This is a genomic window from Flagellimonas sp. 2504JD1-5 (genome assembly GCF_053618295.1).
In genome coordinates, this window is the sequence record NZ_JBSIOU010000001.1 from 1,466,417 (window position 1) to 1,490,107 (window position 23,691).

The window sequence follows — 23,691 nt, forward strand, 5'->3', positions numbered from 1 at the left end:
TAAGAGCATATTATGTATACATTTTCAAACAAGCTAAAAATAGGATCTTTCATCGCAATGGCGTTGGGATTGATTTGTTTGGCAACTGGATTTTTAAGTGCTCCCAGCACCGTGGAAGAAGCCAAAGCAATAGTGGCAGCTGCACATGATGACGGACATGGAGGTGGACATGCGGAAGAAGCTTCCCATGGTACGGATGATGCACATAGTGCAGCAGAAGCTCACGGCGAAGAACACGATGCATCACATGATGAGCACTTATTGCACCAATTACAGAACAGACCTTGGGCTGCGTTGTACGTAGGGGCGTTCTTTTTCTTTATGATCGCTTTGGGTGTTTTAGCTTTTTATGCTATTCAACGTGCTGCACAAGCCGGTTGGTCACCCATGTTATTCCGGGTAATGGAAGGAATTACCGCCTATTTGGTTCCGGGTGGAATCATTGTATTCGTGATTTTAGTGCTTTCCGTACTGCACATGAACCATATGTTTGTATGGATGGATGCCGATACCGTTGCACATGATAAATTACTACAAGGAAAAGCAGGGTACCTGAACCCAACCTTCTTTTTGGTAAGAGCTGCCATTTTCTTAGGTGGATGGATTGCCTATAGAGAAATATCAAGAAAGTTATCACTGGCTCAAGATGAATCTGACGATAATACCAATTTTGTAAAGAATTTTAGATGGTCGGCCGGATTCTTGGTGTTCTATCTGATAACCGAATCCATGATGTCTTGGGATTGGATCATGAGTTTAGATCCTCATTGGTTCAGTACCCTATTCGGATGGTATGTGTTCGCAAGTATGTTTGTTTCCGGGATTACGGTTATCGCCATAATTTCCATCTACTTGAAATCCAAAGGATATTTAGAAAATGTAAATGACAGCCATATTCACGATTTGGCCAAGTTTATGTTCGCCATCAGTATTTTCTGGACCTATTTGTGGTTCTCACAATTTATGCTGATTTGGTATGCAAACATTCCAGAAGAAGTAACCTACTACATTGCTAGGTTCCAAGATTATAAATTGCCTTTCTTTACGATGTTGGCCATGAACTTCATCTTCCCATTATTGGTATTGATGAACAGCGATTACAAACGAGTGAACTGGTTTGTGATTATGGCTGGAATTGTGGTGTTGTTCGGTCACTATTTGGATGTGTTCAATATGGTGATGCCGGCAACTGTTGGTGATCAATGGTATTTTGGCGTTCCTGAAATAGGAGGAATATTGTTCTTCGGTGGATTATTTGTGTATTGGGTGTTCAATACGCTCACCAAGGCACCGTTGCAGCCAAAACGCAACCCATTTATTGAAGAAAGTAGACAATTTCATTATTAATACGATTAAGTCTTAGAAAGAGATACAATGACTGCATTATTAACATTGACTGTTTTAGTTCTGGTAGCAATCGCAATCTGGCAAATGACCAAGATTTTTGAATTGTCACAACTAAAATCGGACTATTCAGAGGTGGCCAACGATTCAGATAACAATTACAACGGTTATCTAATGTTTGCATTCCTGATTTTTATCTACGGAATTACCATATTCAGTTTTGCAAAATATTCAAAGATGCTGTTGCCCGAGGCATCGTCCGCCCATGGAGGGGAATATGATCAGCTAATGTGGGTTTCATTTGCCATTATCTTTTTTGTGCAGACCATTACGCAGTTTTTACTGCATTATTTCGGATATAAATACCGCGGGAAAGAAGGTCAAAAGGCACTTTTCTTTGCTGATAATGACCGTTTGGAGTTCATCTGGACCATTATTCCTGTAATTGTGTTGGCTGGTTTAATCCTTTGGGGATTGTACACCTGGACCAATATTATGGATATCAATGACGAAGATGACCCACTTATTGTTGAGCTTTACGCCCAGCAATTTAATTGGAGCGCTCGTTACGGTGGTGATGATAATGTATTGGGAGATGCTAGCGTTCGGTTAATTGATATTGATCGTGCCAATGTGCTTGGTTTGGATGAATCAGACCCTAACGCTGCAGACGATATTATTGTAAAAGAACTGCATTTGCCAGTTGGTCGCAAGGTCAATTTTATGATGCGTTCCCAAGATGTATTGCATTCCGCATATATGCCACACTTTAGAGCACAAATGAACTGTGTTCCCGGCATGATTACCCAGTTTTCATTTACACCTACAAAAACTACAGAAGAAGTTAGGTTGGACCCAGATGTAATTGAAAAGGTAAAAAGAACCAATGCAATAAGAGCAGAACGTGCAGCAAAAGGTGAACCCAATTCTGAACCTTGGGAGTACGATTACGTATTACTATGTAATAAGATATGCGGAAAATCACACTACAATATGCAGATGAAGATTATTGTGGAGACCGAAGAGGAGTTCAACAAGTGGTTGGCAGAACAGGCCACATTCAAAGAAACTGTTGCACCTGTAGAATAATAATAAGATAGGAAAAGAACCTTAATAAAACTTAAAAAAGATTATGTCAGCTACTGGACACGAACACGGACACGAAGATCACGGACATCATCATAAAGAAACTTTTGTAACCAAGTATATCTTCAGTCAAGACCATAAGATGATTGCGAAGCAATATCTTATTACCGGTGTTTTGATAATGGGATTCATTGGAATTGCGATGTCTTTGTTCTTTAGAATGCAATTGGCATGGCCAGGGGAATCTTTTGCCGTATTTGAAATGTTTTTGGGCAAATGGGCTCCTGATGGTGTTATGGATGCGGACATGTACCTGGCATTGATTACGATGCACGGTACCATCATGGTATTCTTTGTACTTACAGCGGGCTTGAGTGGTACCTTTAGTAACTTATTGATTCCGTTGCAGATTGGTGCACGCGATATGGCATCCGGGTTCTTGAACATGCTTTCTTTCTGGATGTTCTTCGTTTCTGCTGTAATCATGGTTATTTCATTATTCGTTGAAGCTGGTCCTGCGGCAGCTGGATGGACGATTTATCCTCCATTAAGTGCTTTGCCATCAGCTCAACCTGGTTCTGGAGCAGGTATGACCTTATGGTTGGTTTCTATGGCAATATTTATTGCTTCATCCCTTTTGGGATCCCTAAACTATATCGTAACCGTATTGAACCTAAGAACAAAAGGAATGTCAATGACACGTTTGCCATTGACTATCTGGGCGTTCTTTGTAACCGCAGTTATTGGTGTTATTTCTTTCCCAGTATTGCTTTCAGCAGCATTGTTGTTGATCATGGATAGAAGCTTTGGAACTTCCTTCTTCCTATCTGATATATTCATTCAAGGTGAAGTATTGCATTATCAAGGAGGATCTCCGGTATTGTTCGAGCACTTGTTCTGGTTCTTGGGCCATCCTGAAGTATATATTGTAATCCTTCCAGCAATGGGGATTGTGTCCGAAGTAATGGCGGTAAATGCACGTAAACCTATTTTCGGTTATCGTGCGATGATTGCTTCCATTTTGGCAATTGCATTCCTATCTACAATTGTTTGGGGTCACCATATGTTTATTTCAGGAATGAATCCATTCTTGGGATCTGTATTTACATTTACAACCTTGTTGATTGCGATTCCATCAGCGGTTAAAGCCTTTAACTGGATAACCACCATTTGGAAAGGAAATCTGCAACTCAACCCAGGAATGTTGTTTTCCATAGGTATGGTTTCCACTTTTATTTCTGGAGGTCTTACAGGTATCATTTTGGGTGATAGTACACTCGATATCAACGTGCATGACACCTATTTTGTAGTGGCTCACTTCCATTTGGTAATGGGTATCTCTGCATTGTACGGACTTTTCGCGGGAGTATACCATTGGTTCCCTAAAATGTTCCAAGGTAGGATGATGAACAAGAATTTAGGATATGTCCATTTTTGGATAACGGCAATAGGATCTTACGGAATTTTCTTCCCTATGCACTTTGTGGGTATGGCAGGAGTACCAAGAAGGTACTACGAAAATACGGCATTCCCAATGTTTGATGAATTGACGAATGTGCAAGTATTGATGACTGTTTTTGCCATCATCACAGCTGCAGCCCAGTTAATCTTCGCGTTCAATTTTGTGAGAAGTATTTTCTATGGGAAAAGAGGTCCTTTAAATCCATGGAAAGCTACAACTTTGGAATGGACCGCTCCTCAAGAGCATATGCACGGTAACTGGCCAGGTGCCATTCCGCACGTACATCGTTGGGCATACGACTACAGTAAGACACACGAAAATGGGGAGTACATACTACCGGGACAAGATTTTGTGCCACAAACAGTTCCCTTACAAGAAAATGAAGAAGAGCTTAATCACTAGTGATTTTCGATAAAATAAAAGCCCATCCTAAAGGATGGGTTTTTTGTTTACGGAGTTTGGTACGGCAATTGTTAGCTTTAATTGTAATATCTTTAATAACCCTGTAAAGCGAACACTTGTGAAAAAATTAACCCTATTGCTGTTATTACTGTGCCATATCGCAGTAATAGCACAGCGCAAGCCAAAAATAAAAGGAAGTCGTGTTGTAACCGAAGTAAGCGATGAACTTCCCGCATTCAATGCCGTTCAATTAAATGATGATTTGGATATTGTTTTGAAAAAATCATTTGGTCCTGGTTATGAGATTGTGGCTGATGATAACCTCATTGATATCTTAAAATTTCGTGTTGAAGACAGCACGCTGGTCATTAGTTCTTTTTATAATGTAACAGCCAAAAAGCAGTTTGATATCATCATAAATTATACTGAACTCAAAGCAATCACCCTGAAAAAAGGAAGCATTACCGTTGACGATGTTGTGAGCAGCGATGAACTGTTTGTAGATACCTTTGAAAATACAAGACTGAACTTGAAGGCTAGCGCCGCTGTAATGGACATTAATATGGAAGGTATCAGTAAGGGTGATTTTAATGTTGATGTTGATTCTTTGAACGTTAGTTTGAGCAATAGGGCAGAGGCCTATATTTATACGGTTAATGAAGTGAGTCTGGTTGAACTTGACCAAAACGGGATGCTAACGCTAGAAGGGACATCAGATAGAATCAATGCAAATTTATCGGGTAATTCCAGATTTAAAGGTCAAACCATGGAAGCTGGCTCATTCAACGTCAATATCGAAAATACTGCAAGCGCGCGGGTATATGCATTTCGTGATGTAGAACTCAGGGCAAAGGGAAATACCAAAACGTATCTTTATGGCAACCCCCAAATTACCATTTTGGAATTTTTGGATACCGCTCAATTGATTAAAAAAATAGAGTGACACTATTTTGCAATCGGGGCTGTAAGGCAATGCTCAGGTATTCCGAATCCATCTACCAAAACTTCAACATGTGGGCGTAGTTCAGTAGATAAACGCTCGACCCGTTGTCGAATCGCTTTTGATTTAACCCCACCAAAATATCCTTGTTCCAAATACCATCTGGAATCATTGTGCAGTTCGTGCAGGGCGTAAAGCGTTCCCAATTTTTCCATTAAGGCGCTATATTTTTCATCAGCAATTGTATCGCAATATGCTGAAAATGTTTGATAAGCCAATTCAACACTATACGCTTTTCCCAAAGCCAACAAATGCGTTTGCACCTTTAAAAATGCTTGATAGGAGGGCACGCCCTTTTTAATATAGTTTCGAATGCGCATGGCCAACGTATAGGTTAACCTGCGAGTGCGATAATTAAAAGCATGTTTGTGGAATTTTGGATTGTATAAATGTTCAGAATCCACTTTGTTGGAATAAATAGGATTAATTGTTGTTAGCTTATCCGATAGTTGTGAACGTAATAACTTTAATACTGAAGTGAACCCAGCACTGTTGAACTCAGCTTTAAAATTTGAAAGCACTCCCTTAGCTGCAAGTTGTAGCAATACGTTATTATCCCCTTCAAAAGTCGTGAAGATGTCCACATCTCCTTTAAGATCTGCAATTCTATTTTCCAGCAAATACCCTTTTCCACCGCAAGCCTCCCTGCACTCCTGAATCGTGTCATTCGCAAACCATGTGATTATGGATTTTAACCCGGCTACTTGAGTTTCTACCTCTCTTTTGTCCGGTTGAGAATCATCATTATACCGTCGCATCATTTCTTCCAAAGTAAAATGGTACACATAAGAGCTGGCAATTGCTGGAGTCAAACGAAGTTGATGTGTTGGATAATCCATGATCAGATCTTCCTGGATTTTAATAGTATCATTGAACTGTCTTCGATTTAGTGCATGTTTTACAGCTATGGTCAAGGCCATTTTAGCTCCACCTAAAGCTCCTTTGGCAACACAAATGCGTCCGCCAACCAAAGTTCCCAGCATAGTGAAGAACCGTTTGTTTGGATTCTTTATGCTAGAAAAGTAGGTGCCATCCTTTCGGATTTCGCCGTATTTGTTCAATAGATTTTCACGAGGAACACTAACTTGGTCAAACCATATTTTTCCATTGTCAACGCCATTCAAACCCAACTTATACCCATTGTCTTCGACGGTGATTCCTTTAAGTAAATTATGATTCTTATCTCGCAATGAAACCAAAATAGCATGAACGCCTTCATTTTTTCCATCTACAATAAGCTGCGCAAAAACTGAAGCCATTGTTGAATGCAGTGCATTGCCTATATATTCTTTATTATCATTTTTCCCGGGAGTATGTATAATGATGGAATCAGTCTTTTTATCATACGTTGCCGTGGTCTTTACCCCTCTTACATTAGAACCATGGCCTGTTTCCGTCATGGCAAAACACCCTAATAATGTTGCCCTTCCGGCATCGCCTAAATATTGATCATGGTGTTTTTTTGTTCCCAGTTTTTGGATGCTTCCACCAAAAAGTCCAAACTGGACCCCAAATTTTACGGCAAGACTGCCATCCACATACATCAAATGTTCAAATATCGCTGCGTATGCTGACATGTCACCAGTTCCTCCATAAGCTTTAGGGTAGGCCATAGCTCCATAGCCTTTTTCACCCAATAGCGAAACTTGTTGCAATACCTTTTCGCGGAAGTCGCCTTTGTTGCGTGCTACGGTCCATTTAAAAATGTCTTGATCAAGAAAAGCTCGAAAAGTATCAACTTCGGATGCATGTGAACCTTTGAGCAACGCATCCAAGTTTTGCGGATTGTATTGGTTTGATGTTTTTTCGTGAATCACCTCCACATCAAACAGATGATTATAATGATTGGGCTGAATACCCAAATTGATTTCAATGTGTTTTAAATGCTCATTAAAATCGCATTGCTCGCAATGCAAATTCCCCAATCGCTGGCTTAAGGACGCCAGGGGATAGGTGTCACTTTCTATAAGTTTTACTTTGGAAGTGGAAATGGTTTGTTTCCATTGTTTAAATTCCTTGTCGGAAGGTGGTTGCTCCCTATTGAGCCAATGCAACAACTGTTTTTTTTCACCTGGATTTAATGCAGCATCATCTTCAATGGTTTTTTTAACAACGGAAACCTCCGAGGCCGATAGTAAATCATCAGACCAGATGACATAAAAGAATGGGATATATTGTAAAATACCAATCGAATAACTGGGAATTACCATAATGTTTTAGGTTGAAGAATCATATTTTATGTATCTAATTTAAGCCATTGAATTTTAAGATAAGCGGTTGCATGTAAACCTTGGGTTATTTTGCCCAAATTGGTTTCAAGTGCATTGGCTTTCGAGTATATTTGTTGGGATATGAATGAAAACTTAAATCCAACATCGGAAAATTTTTCGGAAGAAGAACTGGACATTGAAAGAGCGTTACGACCGATTACTTTTGATGATTTTACCGGCCAAGAACAGGTGTTGGAAAACCTCAAAGTTTTTGTTCAGGCGGCCAATCTAAGAGATGAAGCATTAGATCATACCTTGTTTCACGGTCCTCCCGGACTCGGAAAAACCACCCTGGCACATATTCTTGCCAATGAGTTGGGTGTAGGAATCAAAATTACCTCTGGCCCTGTTTTGGACAAACCTGGAGATTTAGCTGGACTTTTGACCAATTTGGAAGAAAGGGACGTGCTATTTATTGATGAGATCCATAGACTGAGTCCAATTGTGGAAGAGTACCTGTATTCCGCTATGGAGGATTATAAAATTGACATCATGATTGAAACGGGTCCGAATGCTAGGACCGTTCAAATCAATCTAAGTCCGTTTACTTTGGTGGGAGCTACCACGCGATCTGGCTTGTTAACGGCACCAATGCGGGCAAGATTCGGAATTCAAAGTAGACTACAATATTACAATACCGAATTGCTTTCAACAATAGTGGAACGCAGCGCGGAAATCTTAAAAGTTCCAATCACGAGTGATGCCGCCATTGAGATTGCGGGGCGCAGTAGAGGTACCCCTCGAATTTGTAATGCGCTTTTGCGAAGAGTCCGTGATTTTGCGCAGATCAAGGGTAATGGCAATATTGATTTGGACATTTCCAAATTTGGACTAAAAGCTTTGAATGTAGATGCTCACGGTTTGGATGAAATGGATAACAAAATTTTGAGCACCATTATTGACAAGTTCAAAGGAGGTCCCGTGGGAATCACCACGCTAGCAACTGCAGTTTCCGAAAGTGCAGAAACCATCGAAGAAGTGTACGAGCCATTTTTGATTCAACAGGGATTCATAATGCGAACACCGAGGGGTCGTGAAGTAACCGAACTGGCCTATAAGCACTTGGGAAAAATCAAAGGTGGGGGGCAAGCAGGGTTATTTTAATGTACAACAGTGATTCTAATCCAGTTCACAGCCTTTAAGAATCATTTCCAAGCCCCATTGTAAAGTTTGTATAGATTGTTCATTGTCCAAGCCACAAACATCTTTAGTGCCAATTATTGCCTCTATTCCCATAAGTAGCACCATTAAGTTTATTAGCTTCTTCTTTTTTTTGGCGCTAAGATTCATGTCAGTTTGGTTGAAATATTTATGTAAGGCCATAGCTCTGTTTTGACCTCGTTCCAATTTGGAATCTGATGTGGATAAAATAGCCCCAAGAAACTTCTTGGAAGCCTTTTCGTTTTCCAGAATAAAATCTAAATAGGTACGCTGTATCCCTAGCAAAGATTTTTTTATGTTGGGACCGGTGAACTTTTCTAGAACAATGTCACTATTGGGTACATTAAGATGAAGAATCAACTCCGTTGACAACGAATCTATGCTGGAATAATATCGGTATATGGTTGCCCTCGATATGCCAGCCTCTTTTGCAACGTCTTCAAGCGTTATATCTTTTCCAGATTCAACAAGATTATTGGCCGCTTCCAAAATGCGTTTTCGGGTTTTTAGCTTTTGTTTTTTTCGACCAGATGCAATGTGGGTATCATTCATGAGACAAATGTCTTATAAAATTTTGAATTTTAAAAATTAGTTTATATTATTGTGAGACAAAAATCTCATAAATATGACAAAAACCGATAGTGTGTGGGTCTTGGGACAAAAAATAACTTTTCATCCAACCACAGGGGATTATGATTTAATAGTTTGTGAAACTCCAGCAGGTAGTCAAGGTCCACCACCACATATACATTCAAGGTATAAGGAAGCTTTTTTAATTGTTGAAGGTGAAATGGAGTTTTTCGTCAATGGAAACACTAAAACACTAAAAGCCGGAGAATCTTTGGATGTACCACCTGGTACGTTACACACATTTAACAATAACAGCGATAAAAAATGTGTTTGGATAAACATACATAGTCCAAAAGGTTTTACCGAGTTTTTTGAGACCTATGGTATTTCCGATAGTGAAGACAATGCGATTGCCAAGTCCGTAAATTTGGAGATTATTCAAAAAGTACTGGAAACGGCCAAGGATTTTGACATGACCATTCCCGAAAGGCCCCCAGTATAATCCCACCTCATATAAGTTAAGTGCAAAGTTTCCCTCAATAGTTAACAAAGGTTTCATTTTAAATCCTATTCGTATGGAAACAAAACAAATTTCAATTCAATTGTATTTAGGTCTTTTGGTAACGACCTTGATTTTTACATCCTGTTCAAAAGAGGATATGGCATTCGAAGAGTTGACTTCAGTAACGGCCAAAAGTAAGGTAGAGTCCGTTGAAGATCAATTAAAGAGAGTAAAACAAATTGCTATGCGCTTTCATAGCTTTGAACAAGCAAAGAAGGCCGGTTATGCGGATCCCTTTCCGTTCAATCCTTCACCTTATGTACCCCATATGGGCTTTCATTACATTAACGTTGGTCTTATGGATGATGTTTTTGAATTGGAAAAGCCTGAGATTTTACTCTATGTTCCCAACGAGCATGGTAAACTTAAATTGGTTGGCGTAGAGTATGCGGTGCCTGGCCCGGAGGATTCAAGCCCGCCAGAAGGCTTTATAGGACGCCAAGATCATTGGCATTATAACCCGAATGTAGCCGGAGGTTCTTGGACCCTTCATGCATGGGTGGTATTGGATAATCCTCTTGGAGTGTTTGAGCCATTTAACCCAAACGTCCCAGCCGAAAATCCTGCGGAAAACTAAAAACCTGGTAAGATGAATAGAAAAGAATTTATATCAACTTCAGCCATGGGGCTAGGTCTTTGTACTGTAAGTTTGGTTTCAGCAGCTTCGCAGAATAAAGAAAACCCTGATGCAGAACCTAAAATTGTTCGAAAAGATGAAGGGAAGATACAAAGTGTTATGGGAGACTATCAAAACATGAAATTGGTAGGTAATGACACCAACGGCCAGTTCACACTGATCGAACAAAATAACGAACCGGGATTTGGGATCCCTCCACATATTCATGAAAATGAAGATGAGGTGTTTCACGTATTGTCTGGCCAATTGGAAATGACCATTGGGGATAAAATAACAACATTGAGTGCCGGCGATATTATGTTCTGTCCAAGAGGCATACCACATTCGTTCAAAGTAATCGGAGAGGAAAAAGCCAGGGTAATGTTGAGTGTATTTCCATCAGGTATTGAAAACATGTTTGAAGAACTGGCTGCTTTACCCTCAGGTCCACCGGATTTTAAAAGAGTAACCAAGATTTGTGGAAAATATAAAATTCAGTTTGTGTGAGAAGTGCATTGGATTAGCTAAATTGTGTTCGTATGAACGCAATGGATTATAGTAAAAAGATAAAAACCGAAGCCAAGCGCCTCGGTTTTTTATCTTGTGGCATATCCAAAGCGGAATTTTTGGAAGAAGAGGCACCTCGTTTGGAAAAATGGCTCAATCAGAACATGCATGGAGAAATGCGGTATATGGAGAATCATTTTGACAAGCGGTTAGATCCTACAAAATTGGTGGAAGGCTCCAAATCGGTGGTTTCCTTGCTATTGAATTATTTTCCGTCAGAAGAACAAAACCAGGAATCCTACAAAATTTCCAAATATGCCTTTGGAACCGACTATCACTTTGTGATAAAGGACAAACTGAAAAGCCTTTTAAATTTCATTCAAGAAGAAATTGGAGAGGTGCATGGTCGTGCTTTTGTGGATTCAGCTCCAGTTTTGGATAAAGCTTGGGCTGCCCGTAGTGGCTTGGGTTGGATTGGAAAACATAGCAATTTACTTACCCAACAGGTGGGGTCATTTTACTTTATAGCCGAGTTGATTATTGATTTGGAACTGGAATATGATGCTCCGGTAACTGATCACTGCGGTACCTGTACCGCCTGTATAGATGCTTGCCCTACCGAAGCCATAGTTGAACCTTACGTGGTAGACGGCAGTAAATGTATTTCGTATTTTACAATTGAATTGAAAAATGAGATCCCAACGGGTTTTCAAGGCAAGTTTGACGATTGGATGTTCGGTTGTGATGTTTGTCAAGATGTTTGTCCATGGAACCGATTTTCAAAATCGCATAGCGAGCCCCTCTTTGATCCCCATCCAGAATTGCTTTCCATGTCGAAAAAGGATTGGGAGGAAATTACCGAAGATGTTTTTAGACGAATCTTCAAAAAATCTGCGGTAAAACGCACCAAATTCTCTGGACTTCAAAGGAATATCGATTTCTTAAAATAAGATTTTACCAAATCTCAATCGTTTTCGTAAATGATATTGTCACTTTATGGCTCAAATTTTATTCAGACACTAAAGAAAACAGTATATTCATGGGATGCTCAGAAGACTTGGAATGCCATTTTTTTTGATTTAAAACCACCATTTGAATTATGAAACTAACTAAACCGAAACTGAGTTTTTGGAAGATATTCAACATGAATGTTGGGTTTCTTGGAATCCAATATAGTTTCGGACTTCAGCAAAGCGCCATTAACCCAATTTTTCTTTTTTTGGGAGCAGCGGAAGAGATTTTACCAATTTTGAATATTGCAGGCCCTATAACTGGACTTATAGTCCAACCTATTATTGGAGCTGTTTCTGATAAAACTTGGTCGCCGAAATGGGGGCGTCGGAAGCCCTTTTTTCTTATCGGTGCTGTAATGGGAAGTTTATGTTTATTTGCCTTTCCGCTCAGTCCCACCTTATGGTTTGCGGTAGGTCTTTTATGGATTTTGGATGTTGGGAACAATATGGCCATGGAACCCTATCGAGCTTTTGTTGGCGATAAGTTGCCCGATAGCCAATTGAGCATTGGATATCAAATGCAGAGTTTATTTGTTGGAGCAGGTATTCTTTTGGCCAATGCTTCCATTTTCTTATTTCAAGATTGGTTTGGAGGAGGTCAGGAAGTGGAGGGAACAATACCAAAATGGTTGTACTATTCCTTTTTTATTGGATCGTTCTTGTCCATTGCTACCATATTATGGTCCGTATTAAAAACGCCAGAAATTCCTCCAAGTGATGAGGAATTACAAGAAATCAATAGGCATAAATCCCTGCCATTTATAGAACGATTTAAAATGCCTTTTGTTGAAATTTCACATGCAGTCAAGGATATGCCCAAATTTATGTGGAAACTTTCGGCAGTCTATCTTTTTCAGTGGTATGCTTTGTTTATTTATTGGCAGTTCATTACACCGCTCTTTAGAGCCACAATGGGATTTGATACTTCTGAAGCTGCTGCTCAGGCAGCCAAAATGAGTACCACATATAATATAGTCACCGCTGTGGTTGCATTAATATTGGTGCCGTTGACTTTGAAATTTGGAGGTAAAAAAATATATGCATTAAGTCTGTTCGGAACCGCGTTGGCACTATTTGCAATTCCTCATATTGCTGATCCTGTTTATGTTTTGTTTCCAATGATTTTATTTGGAATTGGATGGGCAGCCATGATGGGAATTCCATACAGTATGGTTTCCAAAATTGTTCCCCAGGAAAGAAGAGGTGTTTATATGGGCATTTTAAACATGATGATTGTTATTCCCATGGGAATTCAAACATTGACCTTTGGTCCAATTTTTAAAAACTTGTTAGGTGGCAACTCGGTAAATGCGATGTTGTTTGCAGGAACTTGTTTTGTTATCGCATCAGTTTTAGCGATGCGTTTAAATGTTAAAAAAGAGAATATAACAACATAATTGTTTGAAGTAGTTTAAGTTCAATAAATGGCACCAAAATGTTTTGGTGCCTTTATTTTTAAATACCTTTGAAGCTTCTAAAATAAACTAGCTGTTCTAAAATTCAGGTATGAGCAAAGAAAACCAACGGAAGGAAGCATTACTCTATCATGCCAAACCGCAACCAGGAAAAATAAAGGTTGTCCCCACAAAACCTTATGCAACGCAACGTGATTTGGCACTTGCCTATTCACCAGGCGTGGCTGAACCTTGTTTAGAAATTGAGAAAAACCCTGAGGATGTATACAAATACACCGCCAAAGGAAATATTGTAGCAATTATTTCTAATGGTACCGCTGTTTTGGGATTGGGAAATATTGGCCCGGAAGCATCCAAACCAGTGATGGAAGGAAAGAGTTTATTGTTCAAGATTTTTGCGGATATCGACGGAATTGATATCGAACTTGATACTACAGACGTTGACAAGTTCATTGAGACCGTAAAGATCATTGCACCTACCTTTGGGGGAATAAACCTGGAGGATATAAAGGCACCCGAAGCGTTCGAGATTGAACGACGATTGAAGGAGGAGCTCGATATTCCCGTAATGCACGACGACCAGCATGGTACTGCCATTATTTCTGCCGCAGCATTATTAAATGCGGTAGAATTGGCCAATAAAAAAATGGATGAGGTCAAAATTGTGGTGAGTGGTGCCGGCGCGGCTGCCGTTTCATGCACTAGATTATACAAGGCCTTTGGCGCTAAAGACGAAAATATAGTAATGTTGGATAGCAAAGGTGTTATCCGAAGTGATCGGGAAAACCTTTCTAAGGAAAAAAAGGAGTTCGCTTCAGACAGAAAAATTGACACTTTGGAAGAAGCCATGATAGATTCAGATGTTTTTATCGGACTTTCCATTGCAAACATTCTTTCTCCAGAAATGCTTAAGTCCATGGCCAACGACCCCATTGTTTTTGCCATGGCGAATCCAGACCCTGAAATTGAATATGATCTCGCTTGTAAAACACGAGATGACATCATTATGGCTACCGGCCGATCTGATCATCCCAATCAAGTGAACAATGTCCTCGGATTCCCATTTATTTTTAGGGGCGCTTTGGACGTTCGTGCTACAAAAATCAATGAAGAAATGAAAATGGCCGCTGTTCGGGCTTTGGCAGATTTAACCAAGGAACCAGTTCCAGAACAGGTGAATATTGCCTATGATACCACTCGACTGGCATTTGGAAAGGATTATATTATTCCAAAACCATTTGATCCTCGATTGATCACCAAAATTCCTCCGGCCGTTGCAAAAGCAGCAATTGACAGTGGAGTGGCGAAAGCACCAATCAAAGATTGGAAAAAATACGAAGAAGAGTTGTACCAAAGATCTGGTAACGATAATAAGGTCATGCGTCTTATGCACAATCGTGCTAGGTTGAATCCAAAACGGATTGTGTTTGCAGAGGCAGAGTTGCTGGATGTGATGAAAGCCGCTCAGATTGTACACGATGAAGGCATTGCGATTCCGATTCTTTTGGGAAACAGAGAGGTGATAGAGGAACTAAAAAAGGAATTGGATTTTGATGCCGATGTCCCCATCATTGACCCTAGATCTGATGAATCCAAAGAAATACGTACCCGATATGCCATGAAGCTTTGGGAATCCAGAAAGCGAAAAGGAGAGACCCAGTACAGTGCTCGAATTAATATGGGCAAGCGAAATTACTTTGGAGCAATGATGTTGTTGGAAGGTGACGCTGATGGCATGATTTCAGGTTATTCTAGATCTTATCCCAAAGTGTTAAAGCCTGTTTTTGAAGTGTTGGGTAGATCTAAGGGAGTGAAAAATGCTTCCACAGTGAACATTATGATTACGGATAGAGGCCCGCTCTTTTTGGCGGACACTTCAATCAATGTAGATCCAAATGCCGAAGATTTGGCCGAAATTGCAAAGATGACTGCAAATGTGGCAAGCACCTTTGGTTTTAATCCCGTGATGGCCATGCTTTCCTATGCCAATTATGGATCTTCCAATCATCCCAATGCACAAAAAGTAAGACAGGCGGTTGAAATATTACATGAACGCATGCCTGAATTGATTGTGGATGGTGAAATTCAGACCGATTTTGCCTTAGATCAAGAATTATGTCATAACAATTTTCCATTCTCCAAATTAGCAGGAAAGAAGGTCAATACCTTGATATTTCCCAATTTGGAATCGGCCAACATTACCTATAAATTGCTCAAAGGATTGCACAATGCAGAATCCATAGGCCCGATTATGGTTGGATTGAGAAGGTCGGCACACATTCTTCAATTGGGAGCAAGTGTAGATGAAATGGTAAATATGGCAGCAGTAGCCGTAATTGACGCTCAGGAACGGGAAAAAAGAAAGAAGGCAAAAATGGAAGAGGAATGATTTGTCAATTTGCAATGTCCAATCGTCAATTGAAAATAATCGAAGAATCCAATAATCTAACAATCCAAAAATCCAAATGATTACCCATCTTAAAGGAAAACTGGTCGAAAAAAACCCCACATACGTTATTGTGGAATGCAATGGAGTTGGATATTTTTTAAACATTTCGTTACATACATTTTCACATTTAAAAGATCAGGAAAACATTCAATTATTTACGCATTTACAGGTCAAGGAAGACTCACATACCCTTTTTGGATTTGCGGAAAAAAGTGAACGTGAAATCTTTAGATTGCTCATTTCAGTGTCAGGTATAGGTTCAAGTACCGCAAGGACGATGTTGTCCTCCTTATCTCCTACCCAGATTCGAGATGCAATTGCCAATGGTGATGTCCCTACCATTCAGGCTGTCAAGGGGATAGGGGCCAAAACTGCGCAACGGGTAATTCTTGATTTAAAGGACAAGATTTTGAAAGTCTACGATATGGGTGAAGTTTCCCAACAATCGAACAATACAAGCAAAGAAGAAGCGTTATCTGCTTTAGAGGTTCTTGGTTTTGTCCGAAGACAATCTGAAAAGGTTGTGGACAAGGTATTATCCGAAGATCCTACATTAAGCGTTGAGGACATTATTAAACTGGCGCTGAAAAATTTGTAACTAGTTTGAAAAGAGGGGCAAAACCAAAACTTAGATCATTAAGATTTAAGCACTTTTTCTTTGTTGTGTGTTTCTTGACCACCGTCTCCAGCGTGGGGCAAGAAACTGATGTGCAGGTTCAAGACTCTGTACAGACAGGAGTGGCTCTTGGGCGTTTGATTTTGGATAATCCTGATAGCATTATTGCTAAATACACCTACGACCCCCAACTTGATCGCTATATTTATACAGAAAGTGTAGGCGATTTTAATATAAGCTACCCAACAATACTTACTCCGGAGCAGTACTACGACTTGGTTCAGAAAGAACAAATGAAATCCTATTTTAAACAAAAAATAGATGCTTTTGTTGGAAAAAAACAAGGATCTGAGGAAGCTCGAAAAAACTTGCTCCCCAATTTCTATGTGAACAACAGCTTCTTCGAATCAGTTTTCGGAGGTAATACCATTGAGGTTATTCCGCAAGGTTCTGTAGCTATGGATTTGGGTGTTTTATGGCAAAAAAATGATAATCCAGCACTGTCACCTCGAAACCGTACCAATCTTTCCTTTGATTTTGACCAGCGGATTAGCCTGAGTTTATTGGGAAAAGTAGGGGAGCGTTTGCAAGTAACTGCAAACTATGACACCGAAGCTACTTTCGACTTCCAAAATTTGGTAAAACTGGATTATACCCCTGACGATGACGATATTCTACGCAAAATAGAAATCGGAAATGTGAACATGCCCCTCAACAGTTCACTCATTTCCGGCGCACAGAGTCTTTTTGGGGTTAAGACCCAGTTGCAATTCGGAAGAACAACGGTTACTGCCGTTTTCTCGGAACAACGTTCGCAAAACAATACCGTTGTTGCCCAGGGCGGAGGAACACTTAATGAATTCTCTTTGACCGCGTTGGATTACGATGAGGACAAACACTTCTTCTTGGCCCAATACTTTAGGGACAATTATGACCAGGCATTGCAAAATTACCCCTTTATTAGAAGTCAGGTCCAAATTACTAGACTCGAAGTATGGGTGACCAACCGAAACCAACAAACATTAAACGTACGTAATGTTGTTGCCATCCAAGATTTGGGTGAAGCAATTGAGAACAGAACTCGAATTGGAATCAATGGCGGTGCTCCGGCAGGATTCTTCAATCCAGCGGCAATAGCCACAGGATATCCTCAAAATGAAGCCAATGATTTTGACCCAAACCAAATTGGAACAGGGGCCTTAACCCAGTCTGTTAGAGATATTGCCACGGTGGAACAAGGATTTAATATTCCGGGATATCAGGTAAATCAAGGATTTGACTATGCCATTTTGGAGAATGCGAGAAAATTAGAGATTGGAAGGGACTATCAGTTCGATTCCCAGTTAGGTTATATTTCCTTGAACCAGAGGTTGAGCAATGATGAGGTATTGGGAGTTGCTTTTCAATATATCATAGACGGGCAAGTGTTTCAAGTAGGAGAATTTGCCAATGGCGGAATTGACGCTACTACGGTTTCTGGTGGTGTAAACCCAATCATTGAGAACAATACTTTGATTCTGAAATTGCTCAAAAGTAATATTACCAACGTGGAAGATCCCATTTGGGATTTGATGATGAAAAACATCTATTCCACAGGTGCATTTCAATTGAGTCAAGAAGATTTTAAACTGAATATTTTATATTCAGACCCCACACCACGAAATTATATTACCCCGGTCGACCCAAATGCTGGATGGCCAGTGGGATTGGAAGAACGGATACTTCTGGATGTGTTCAACCTAGACCGTTTGAATGTTTACAATGATGTACAACCTGGCGGAGACGGTTTCTTCGATTATGTTCCCGGAATTACTGTGGACACCCAATCTGGACGAATCATTTTCACCAAAGTGGAGCCTTTCGGAGAGTTCCTTTTTGATGAATTGGGAGGCGGAACCTATGATGTGGAAAATGATGCTGGATATAATGTAAACCAGCAGCGTTACGTGTTCCGAAACATGTACGCCAAGACCAAGGCCGCTTCTTTACAAGATGCCGAGAAAAATCGTTTTCAAATCAAAGGACGATATAAATCCGAAGGAAATAATGGGATACCCATTGGTGCGTTCAATGTGCCTCGTGGATCCGTAAGAGTGACTGCCGGAGGGAGGCAACTGCAGGAGGGTATAGATTATACGGTTAACTATCAAGCAGGAACAGTTCAGATTTTGGACCCTAGTTTGCAGGCCTCCAATACACCCATAAATATATCTGTTGAAAACAATGCGGTTTTCGGACAGCAGACACGTAGATTCACCGGAATTAACGTGGAGCACAAATTCAACGAAAACTTTGTTTTAGGAGGAACTTTGTTGAATTTGAACGAACGACCACTGACCCAAAAATCAAACTTTGGTGTTGAACCTGTCAACAATACCATCTTTGGCCTGAATGGAAATTTCAGTACAGAAATCCCATTTTTGACCCGTTTAGCAAACAAACTGCCCAATATTGATACAGATGTGCCCTCCAATCTTTCCATTAGGGGGGAAGTGGCGGTCTTAAAGCCCAATTCGCCAAAGAATGCAGATTTTCAAGGAGAAACTACCACTTATATCGATGATTTTGAAGGAGCACAGGCTCTAATTGATATTCGCTCATCATTGGGATGGACATTGGCAAGTCCGCCAGTTGAGTTTTTACAAGATAGAACTGATATCGATGTGGGTTATGAACGTGCAAAAATGGCTTGGTATACCATCGACCCTATTTTTTATACCAACCAAAGACCTACCGGATTATCTGATAACGATGTTTCCTTGAACACAACGCGAAGGGTGTTCATCAACGAAATATTTACCGAGACAGATATTGCCCAAGGGCAGACCCAGGTACAGGGAACCTTGGATTTGGTGTACTATCCAAATCAAAAAGGACCATATAATGCCAACCCAAGTTTTGAAACAGAAACCCCTCAAGACAAATGGGCGGGAATTATGCGTCCGTTGAGCAGTACCAATTTTGAACAATCCAATGTAGAATTTGTACAATTTTGGGTACTTGATCCCTATATAGATGGCGAAACTGTGGATGGAAATGTTGGTGAGTTGGTTTTTAACCTTGGAAATATTTCAGAGGATATCTTAAAGGATGGTCGCAAACAATATGAAAATGGCCTTCCGGCCAGTACCAATAACGAAATACCAAGGCAAACTATTTGGGGAGAAGTGCCTTCAACACAATCTTTGGTCTATGCCTTTGATGCCGATGAAACTAATCGTAGTCAACAGGATATAGGATTTGATGGATTGGATGATTCCGAAGAGGCGGCTATCTACAATGGTCCTACGGAAGATCCTGCATTGGACAACTATCAATATTATTTAAATAGGGATGGGAGCATCTTGGAGCGCTATATTGACTTCAATAATCCCGATGGAAACTCTCCTGTTGCGGTCACCAATACCAATCGGGGGTCTACTACTTTGCCGGACGTGGAGGATATTGATAGGGACTTGACCATGAATACGGTAAACAGCTATTTTGAATACCGAATCCAAATAAGACCCAACACTACGATTGATGACCAATATGTGACCGATATTCGTGAAGGGCTTACGCCGACACTTCCCAATGGAGCCCAATTGAATAGAAGATGGATTCAATATAAAATTCCATTAAGTGATTTTACAGATGCCGTAGGAGGGATTACCGATTTCCGTTCTGTGAGTTTTATGCGGATGTACCTTACCGGTTTTTCCAATGATGTAGTGCTACGTTTTGCTACCTTGGATTTGGTTCGGGGTGATTGGAGAACCTATACCAATTCTTTACAACCTGATGTGGACAACGATCCATCCGACGACAACACAGTTACAGATGTAAACACGGTCAACATTGAAGAAAATTTTGGAAGGCAACCTATTCCCTATGTTTTACCTCCAGGGGTAATTAGGGAGCAATTGAACAACAATAACACCATAATCCGTCAAAACGAGCAGTCTCTATCGTTTGTGGTCGAAAACTTGGAATCACAAGATTCAAGGGGAGTTTTCAAAAACGTGAATATGGATGTAAGGCAGTATGAACGTATTAAAATGTTTATGCATGCCGAAAAAATATTAAATGGGGATTATTCCGATGACGATACTCCTTTAGTTGGTTTCCTTAGAATTGGTACCGATTTCTCCGAAAATTTCTATCAAATAGAACTTCCGTTGCAGTTTACCTCTTTCAATGTAACATCAGCTGAAGAAATTTGGCCAGATGTCAATGAAATTGATATCGCATTAAGCGATTTGAATAAAGTAAAATCAAGAGGTATCGCAGAGCAGAGTCTCAACCAAATCAATTATTATGAAATTGTTGATGGCGAAGCCGTTCCTGTGAATGAATTTGACCCGCGCACCTTGGGAAGATTGCGTATTGGAATACGGGGAAATCCATCTTTGGGTAGCCTTCGTGGAATGATGGTGGGGGTTAAAAATATAGATAACCTGCCAGCACGTGGCGAAGTTTGGTTCAACGAACTCCGTTTGGCCGGTTTAGATAACAATGGAGGTTGGGCTGCAATAGCCGCTTTGGATGCCAACATGGCTGATTTTGCCAATGTAACAGCCACGGGAAGTAGAAGTACCTCCGGTTTTGGTTCCATTGATCAAATGCCCAATGAACGATCTAGGGAAGACGCTATTGCATACGATGTGGTAACAAATGTGAACGTAGGCCAATTGCTTCCCAAAAAATGGGGAATTCAAATTCCGTTTAATTATGGCATTTCAGAAACCTTGATCACTCCCGAATTTGACCCAGTTTATGACGATCTTAAATTGGACGACCGTATTGCTGCGGCCACAACGGCAGAAGATGCCGAAACCATTAAAAAACAGGCCGAAGATTATACAAAACGGACCAGTATCAACCTTATTGGGGTTCGAAAAAATAGAGGTGAAGAGGCCAAAGAGAACTTTTTCGATGTGGAAAATTTCACTTTTAATTATTCGTACAATGAGACCAATCATCGGGATTTTGAAGTAGCCGACCTTCGTGATCAAAATGTGAACACCGGATTTGTCTACAATCACAATTTTAAACCGGCTCCCGTTGCTCCGTTTGCTAAAAACGATTCCCTTTTAATGGGTAAATATTGGCAATGGCTAAAAGAGCTTAACTTTAATGTATTGCCAACAAGCTTGTCTGTAAACGCCAATTTAAACAGATCGTTCAACCAACAACGGTTTAGAGATGTGTTGGAACCTGGTGTGGATGCTTTGGCATTGCCCTTGCTGCAACAACGTAATTATCTGTTCAATTGGCAGTATGCATTGAACTATAATTTGACCAAATCACTTCGATTGAACCTTACAGGGTCCAATAATAATATTGTTCGAAACTATTTCAATTTGGATGGTGACCCTGACTCGGGAATCAACCAAGAATTGGATTTATGGGATGGATTTTTTGATGTTGGCGAACCCAACCGCCATTCCCAACAAATGCAGCTCAATTATGAACTACCTTTTGATAAAATACCCTTTTTAAATTTTGTCAACGCACAATATACCTACACCAGTAATTTTGATTGGCAACGTGGCGGAGATGCACTGAATGAGGTTGCAGGTGAAGATATCAATACCGTTCAGAATGCAAGTACGCATAACTTAACGGGGAATTTGACCATGCAACGTTTTTACGATTTTTTGGGGTTGAAAAAGCGCGATGGAAAGGTAACGGCAAATCAAGTGGCAGTACGAAGGGATAAAGCAGGTAATCCAGCATCTGGCGTAGAAGATGAAAAGCCACCGAAGAAGACGGGCAAAGCCTTTAATACTTTGGTCGATATTGTGACTATGGTAAAACGGGTCAACATAAATTATAGTGAAAACCGAGGTACTGTATTACCTGGTTATACACAATCCATTGGGTTTATTGGAACCACGCGCCCAACTTTTGGATTTGTATTTGGTAGTCAGGCCGATGTTCGGTTCCAAGCGGCCCGAAATGGTTGGTTGACCACTTTTCCTGAATTCAATACGCAGTATATGCGAAATGTGAATAGACAATTAAATGTCACGGCAACGGCGCAGCCTACACAAGATTTGACCATAGATTTTACCGCTGATAGACAATTTTCGAGCAGTTTACAGGAAAGTTATAGTCCGGAAGAGTGGATCAATGGAAATAATGGTCTCATCAATGAATTGGGAAATTTTAGTATTTCCACCGTTATGATTGGAACCATTTTCAACAAGAGTGATGAGTTTGACTCCAAAACTTTTGAACAATTCAAGGAAAACAGAATAACCATTGCCAACAGATTGGTTTCGGACCGGGGACAAAACCCTGGGACTTTGGACCCCGATGGCTTTCCAGAACGGTATGGAAAAACGCAACAAGAAGTGCTGTTACCTGCATTTTTTGCCGCTTACACCGGTCAAGATGTAAATCGAGTAAATCTGGACGCTTTTAGAGAGATTCCGATTCCCAACTGGAACATCAAGTATACCGGTTTAATGAAGAACCGATGGTTTAAAAAGAAATTCAAGCGTTTTTCTCTGACTCATGGGTATAGAGCAGCCTATAGCATCAACTCTTTCCAAACCAATTTAGAACGTGAAAACTCCGCAATTGATTCCGAAACAGGAGATTTTCTTCCAGAGAATATCATAAACAATGTGGTATTGACAGATCAGTTTAATCCGTTGATGCGAGTTGATTTTGAGATGAAAAACTCATTTAGCTTTTTGGCAGAGGTGAGAACAGATAGAACATTGTCCTTGAGTTTTGATAACAACCTATTGACCGAAATCAACGGGAAAGAATATACTCTTGGTTTAGGGTATCGATTCAAGGATGTAAAGTTCGTCACCAATATTGGTGGTGAACGCACCAGACTGAAAGGAGATTTGAACTTAAAGGCAGATCTATCGCTTCGTGATAATATCACCATTATCAGAAATCTCGATATCGACAATAACCAGATCACTTCAGGACAGAAATTGATGTCCGTAAAGTTTACAGCAGACTATGCCTTGAGTAAAAGTTTGAACGCATTGTTCTTTTATGATCATTCCTTCTCACAGTTTGCAGTGTCAACGGCTTTCCCACAGACCACAATCAATACCGGCTTTACCCTCCGATATAATTTCGGCAACTAATTTTGTTTTTTATGGCACCCTGAGCCTGTTGAAGGGTTGACCTAAACAATAAATTCTGATATGGATTTATGTCAAAATTTACTTGAAAAGCTATGCTTTATCTGTTACATTTGTCAGCGTA

15 protein-coding genes are annotated in these 23,691 nt (G+C 40.2%); 13 read left to right on the forward strand and 2 right to left on the reverse strand.

The genetic code is table 11. From position 1 onward, the window contains the following. Positions 1-12: 12 nt before the first annotated feature. The 4 genes from ACULLG_RS06515 to ACULLG_RS06530 all read left to right on the forward strand — a co-directional run bounded on the left by ACULLG_RS06515 (position 13) and on the right by ACULLG_RS06530 (position 5,237). A complete protein-coding gene (locus tag ACULLG_RS06515; protein ID WP_452125962.1) occupies positions 13-1,347 on the forward strand; it encodes a quinol:cytochrome C oxidoreductase in 1,335 nt (444 codons plus the stop codon). A 27-nt stretch (positions 1,348-1,374) separates the two neighbouring features. Continuing rightward, a complete protein-coding gene (locus ACULLG_RS06520; protein ID WP_452125963.1) occupies positions 1,375-2,433 on the forward strand; it encodes a cytochrome c oxidase subunit II in 1,059 nt (352 codons plus the stop codon). A 43-nt stretch (positions 2,434-2,476) separates the two neighbouring features. Continuing rightward, complete coding sequence (locus tag ACULLG_RS06525; RefSeq protein ID WP_452125964.1) at positions 2,477-4,294, forward strand: cytochrome c oxidase subunit I; 1,818 nt, start codon at positions 2,477-2,479, stop codon at positions 4,292-4,294. A 118-nt stretch (positions 4,295-4,412) separates the two neighbouring features. Further along, on the forward strand, positions 4,413-5,237 hold the full coding sequence (locus ACULLG_RS06530) for a GIN domain-containing protein (RefSeq protein ID WP_452125965.1): 825 nt from the start codon (positions 4,413-4,415) through the stop codon (positions 5,235-5,237). A gap of 2 nt (positions 5,238-5,239) precedes the next feature. Here ACULLG_RS06530 and ACULLG_RS06535 read toward each other — a convergent pair whose 3' ends face one another. Further along, entirely contained in the window at positions 5,240-7,504 is a 2,265-nt protein-coding gene (locus tag ACULLG_RS06535) for an acyl-CoA dehydrogenase family protein (protein WP_452125966.1), read from the reverse strand. Between the two features lie 141 nt (positions 7,505-7,645). On the opposite strand from ACULLG_RS06535, the gene ruvB reads away from it, so the two are divergent. After that, positions 7,646-8,668 (forward strand): Holliday junction branch migration DNA helicase RuvB, encoded by a 1,023-nt coding sequence (gene ruvB / locus ACULLG_RS06540; RefSeq protein WP_452125967.1) that lies wholly within the window; start codon positions 7,646-7,648, stop codon positions 8,666-8,668. Positions 8,669-8,683: 15 nt separating this feature from the next. Here the strand turns inward: ruvB and ACULLG_RS06545 are convergent, their stop codons facing one another. Next, positions 8,684-9,277 (reverse strand): TetR/AcrR family transcriptional regulator, encoded by a 594-nt coding sequence (locus ACULLG_RS06545; RefSeq protein ID WP_452125968.1) that lies wholly within the window; start codon positions 9,275-9,277, stop codon positions 8,684-8,686. Between the two features lie 73 nt (positions 9,278-9,350). Here ACULLG_RS06545 and ACULLG_RS06550 point away from each other — a divergent pair, with 73 nt between their 5' ends. The 8 genes from ACULLG_RS06550 (at position 9,351) to sov (ending at position 23,570) form a co-directional block, all read left to right on the forward strand. Continuing rightward, the gene (locus ACULLG_RS06550; RefSeq protein WP_452125969.1) at positions 9,351-9,797 is read left to right on the forward strand and encodes a cupin domain-containing protein; all 447 of its coding nucleotides are present in this window, start codon (positions 9,351-9,353) and stop codon (positions 9,795-9,797) included. Positions 9,798-9,870: 73 nt separating this feature from the next. Further along, the gene (locus tag ACULLG_RS06555; protein ID WP_452125970.1) at positions 9,871-10,434 is read left to right on the forward strand and encodes a hypothetical protein; all 564 of its coding nucleotides are present in this window, start codon (positions 9,871-9,873) and stop codon (positions 10,432-10,434) included. A gap of 12 nt (positions 10,435-10,446) precedes the next feature. After that, positions 10,447-10,980, forward strand: a complete 534-nt coding sequence (locus ACULLG_RS06560) for a cupin domain-containing protein (RefSeq protein WP_452125971.1) — start codon at positions 10,447-10,449, stop codon at positions 10,978-10,980. Positions 10,981-11,012: 32 nt separating this feature from the next. Beyond that, the gene (queG, locus tag ACULLG_RS06565; RefSeq protein WP_452125972.1) at positions 11,013-11,930 is read left to right on the forward strand and encodes a tRNA epoxyqueuosine(34) reductase QueG; all 918 of its coding nucleotides are present in this window, start codon (positions 11,013-11,015) and stop codon (positions 11,928-11,930) included. A 149-nt stretch (positions 11,931-12,079) separates the two neighbouring features. After that, on the forward strand, positions 12,080-13,390 hold the full coding sequence (locus ACULLG_RS06570; RefSeq protein WP_452125973.1) for an MFS transporter: 1,311 nt from the start codon (positions 12,080-12,082) through the stop codon (positions 13,388-13,390). Between the two features lie 109 nt (positions 13,391-13,499). After that, a complete protein-coding gene (locus ACULLG_RS06575; protein ID WP_452125974.1) occupies positions 13,500-15,797 on the forward strand; it encodes an NADP-dependent malic enzyme in 2,298 nt (765 codons plus the stop codon). Between the two features lie 76 nt (positions 15,798-15,873). Further along, positions 15,874-16,455 carry a Holliday junction branch migration protein RuvA gene (gene ruvA / locus ACULLG_RS06580; protein WP_452125975.1) on the forward strand — a complete coding sequence of 194 codons (582 nt, stop codon included), beginning with the start codon at positions 15,874-15,876 and terminating at the stop codon, positions 16,453-16,455. Positions 16,456-16,460: 5 nt separating this feature from the next. Beyond that, positions 16,461-23,570, forward strand: coding sequence for a T9SS outer membrane translocon Sov/SprA (gene sov / locus ACULLG_RS06585; protein ID WP_452125976.1), 7,110 nt, complete (start codon positions 16,461-16,463; stop codon positions 23,568-23,570). Positions 23,571-23,691 lie beyond the last annotated feature (121 nt).

Bases quoted from the DNA above. Each gene is read 5' to 3' on its own strand.
- ACULLG_RS06515 (WP_452125962.1), top strand. From the start codon at position 13: ATGTATACATTTTCAAACAAGCTAAAAATAGGATCTTTCATCGCAATG.
- ACULLG_RS06520 (WP_452125963.1), top strand. From the start codon at position 1,375: ATGACTGCATTATTAACATTGACTGTTTTAGTTCTGGTAGCAATCGCA.
- ACULLG_RS06525 (WP_452125964.1), top strand. From the start codon at position 2,477: ATGTCAGCTACTGGACACGAACACGGACACGAAGATCACGGACATCAT.
- ACULLG_RS06535 (WP_452125966.1), bottom strand. From the start codon at position 7,504: ATGGTAATTCCCAGTTATTCGATTGGTATTTTACAATATATCCCATTC.
- ruvB (WP_452125967.1), top strand. From the start codon at position 7,646: ATGAATGAAAACTTAAATCCAACATCGGAAAATTTTTCGGAAGAAGAA.
- ACULLG_RS06545 (WP_452125968.1), bottom strand. From the start codon at position 9,277: ATGAATGATACCCACATTGCATCTGGTCGAAAAAAACAAAAGCTAAAA.
- ACULLG_RS06550 (WP_452125969.1), top strand. From the start codon at position 9,351: ATGACAAAAACCGATAGTGTGTGGGTCTTGGGACAAAAAATAACTTTT.
- ACULLG_RS06555 (WP_452125970.1), top strand. From the start codon at position 9,871: ATGGAAACAAAACAAATTTCAATTCAATTGTATTTAGGTCTTTTGGTA.
- ACULLG_RS06560 (WP_452125971.1), top strand. From the start codon at position 10,447: ATGAATAGAAAAGAATTTATATCAACTTCAGCCATGGGGCTAGGTCTT.
- queG (WP_452125972.1), top strand. From the start codon at position 11,013: ATGAACGCAATGGATTATAGTAAAAAGATAAAAACCGAAGCCAAGCGC.
- ACULLG_RS06570 (WP_452125973.1), top strand. From the start codon at position 12,080: ATGAAACTAACTAAACCGAAACTGAGTTTTTGGAAGATATTCAACATG.
- ACULLG_RS06575 (WP_452125974.1), top strand. From the start codon at position 13,500: ATGAGCAAAGAAAACCAACGGAAGGAAGCATTACTCTATCATGCCAAA.
- ruvA (WP_452125975.1), top strand. From the start codon at position 15,874: ATGATTACCCATCTTAAAGGAAAACTGGTCGAAAAAAACCCCACATAC.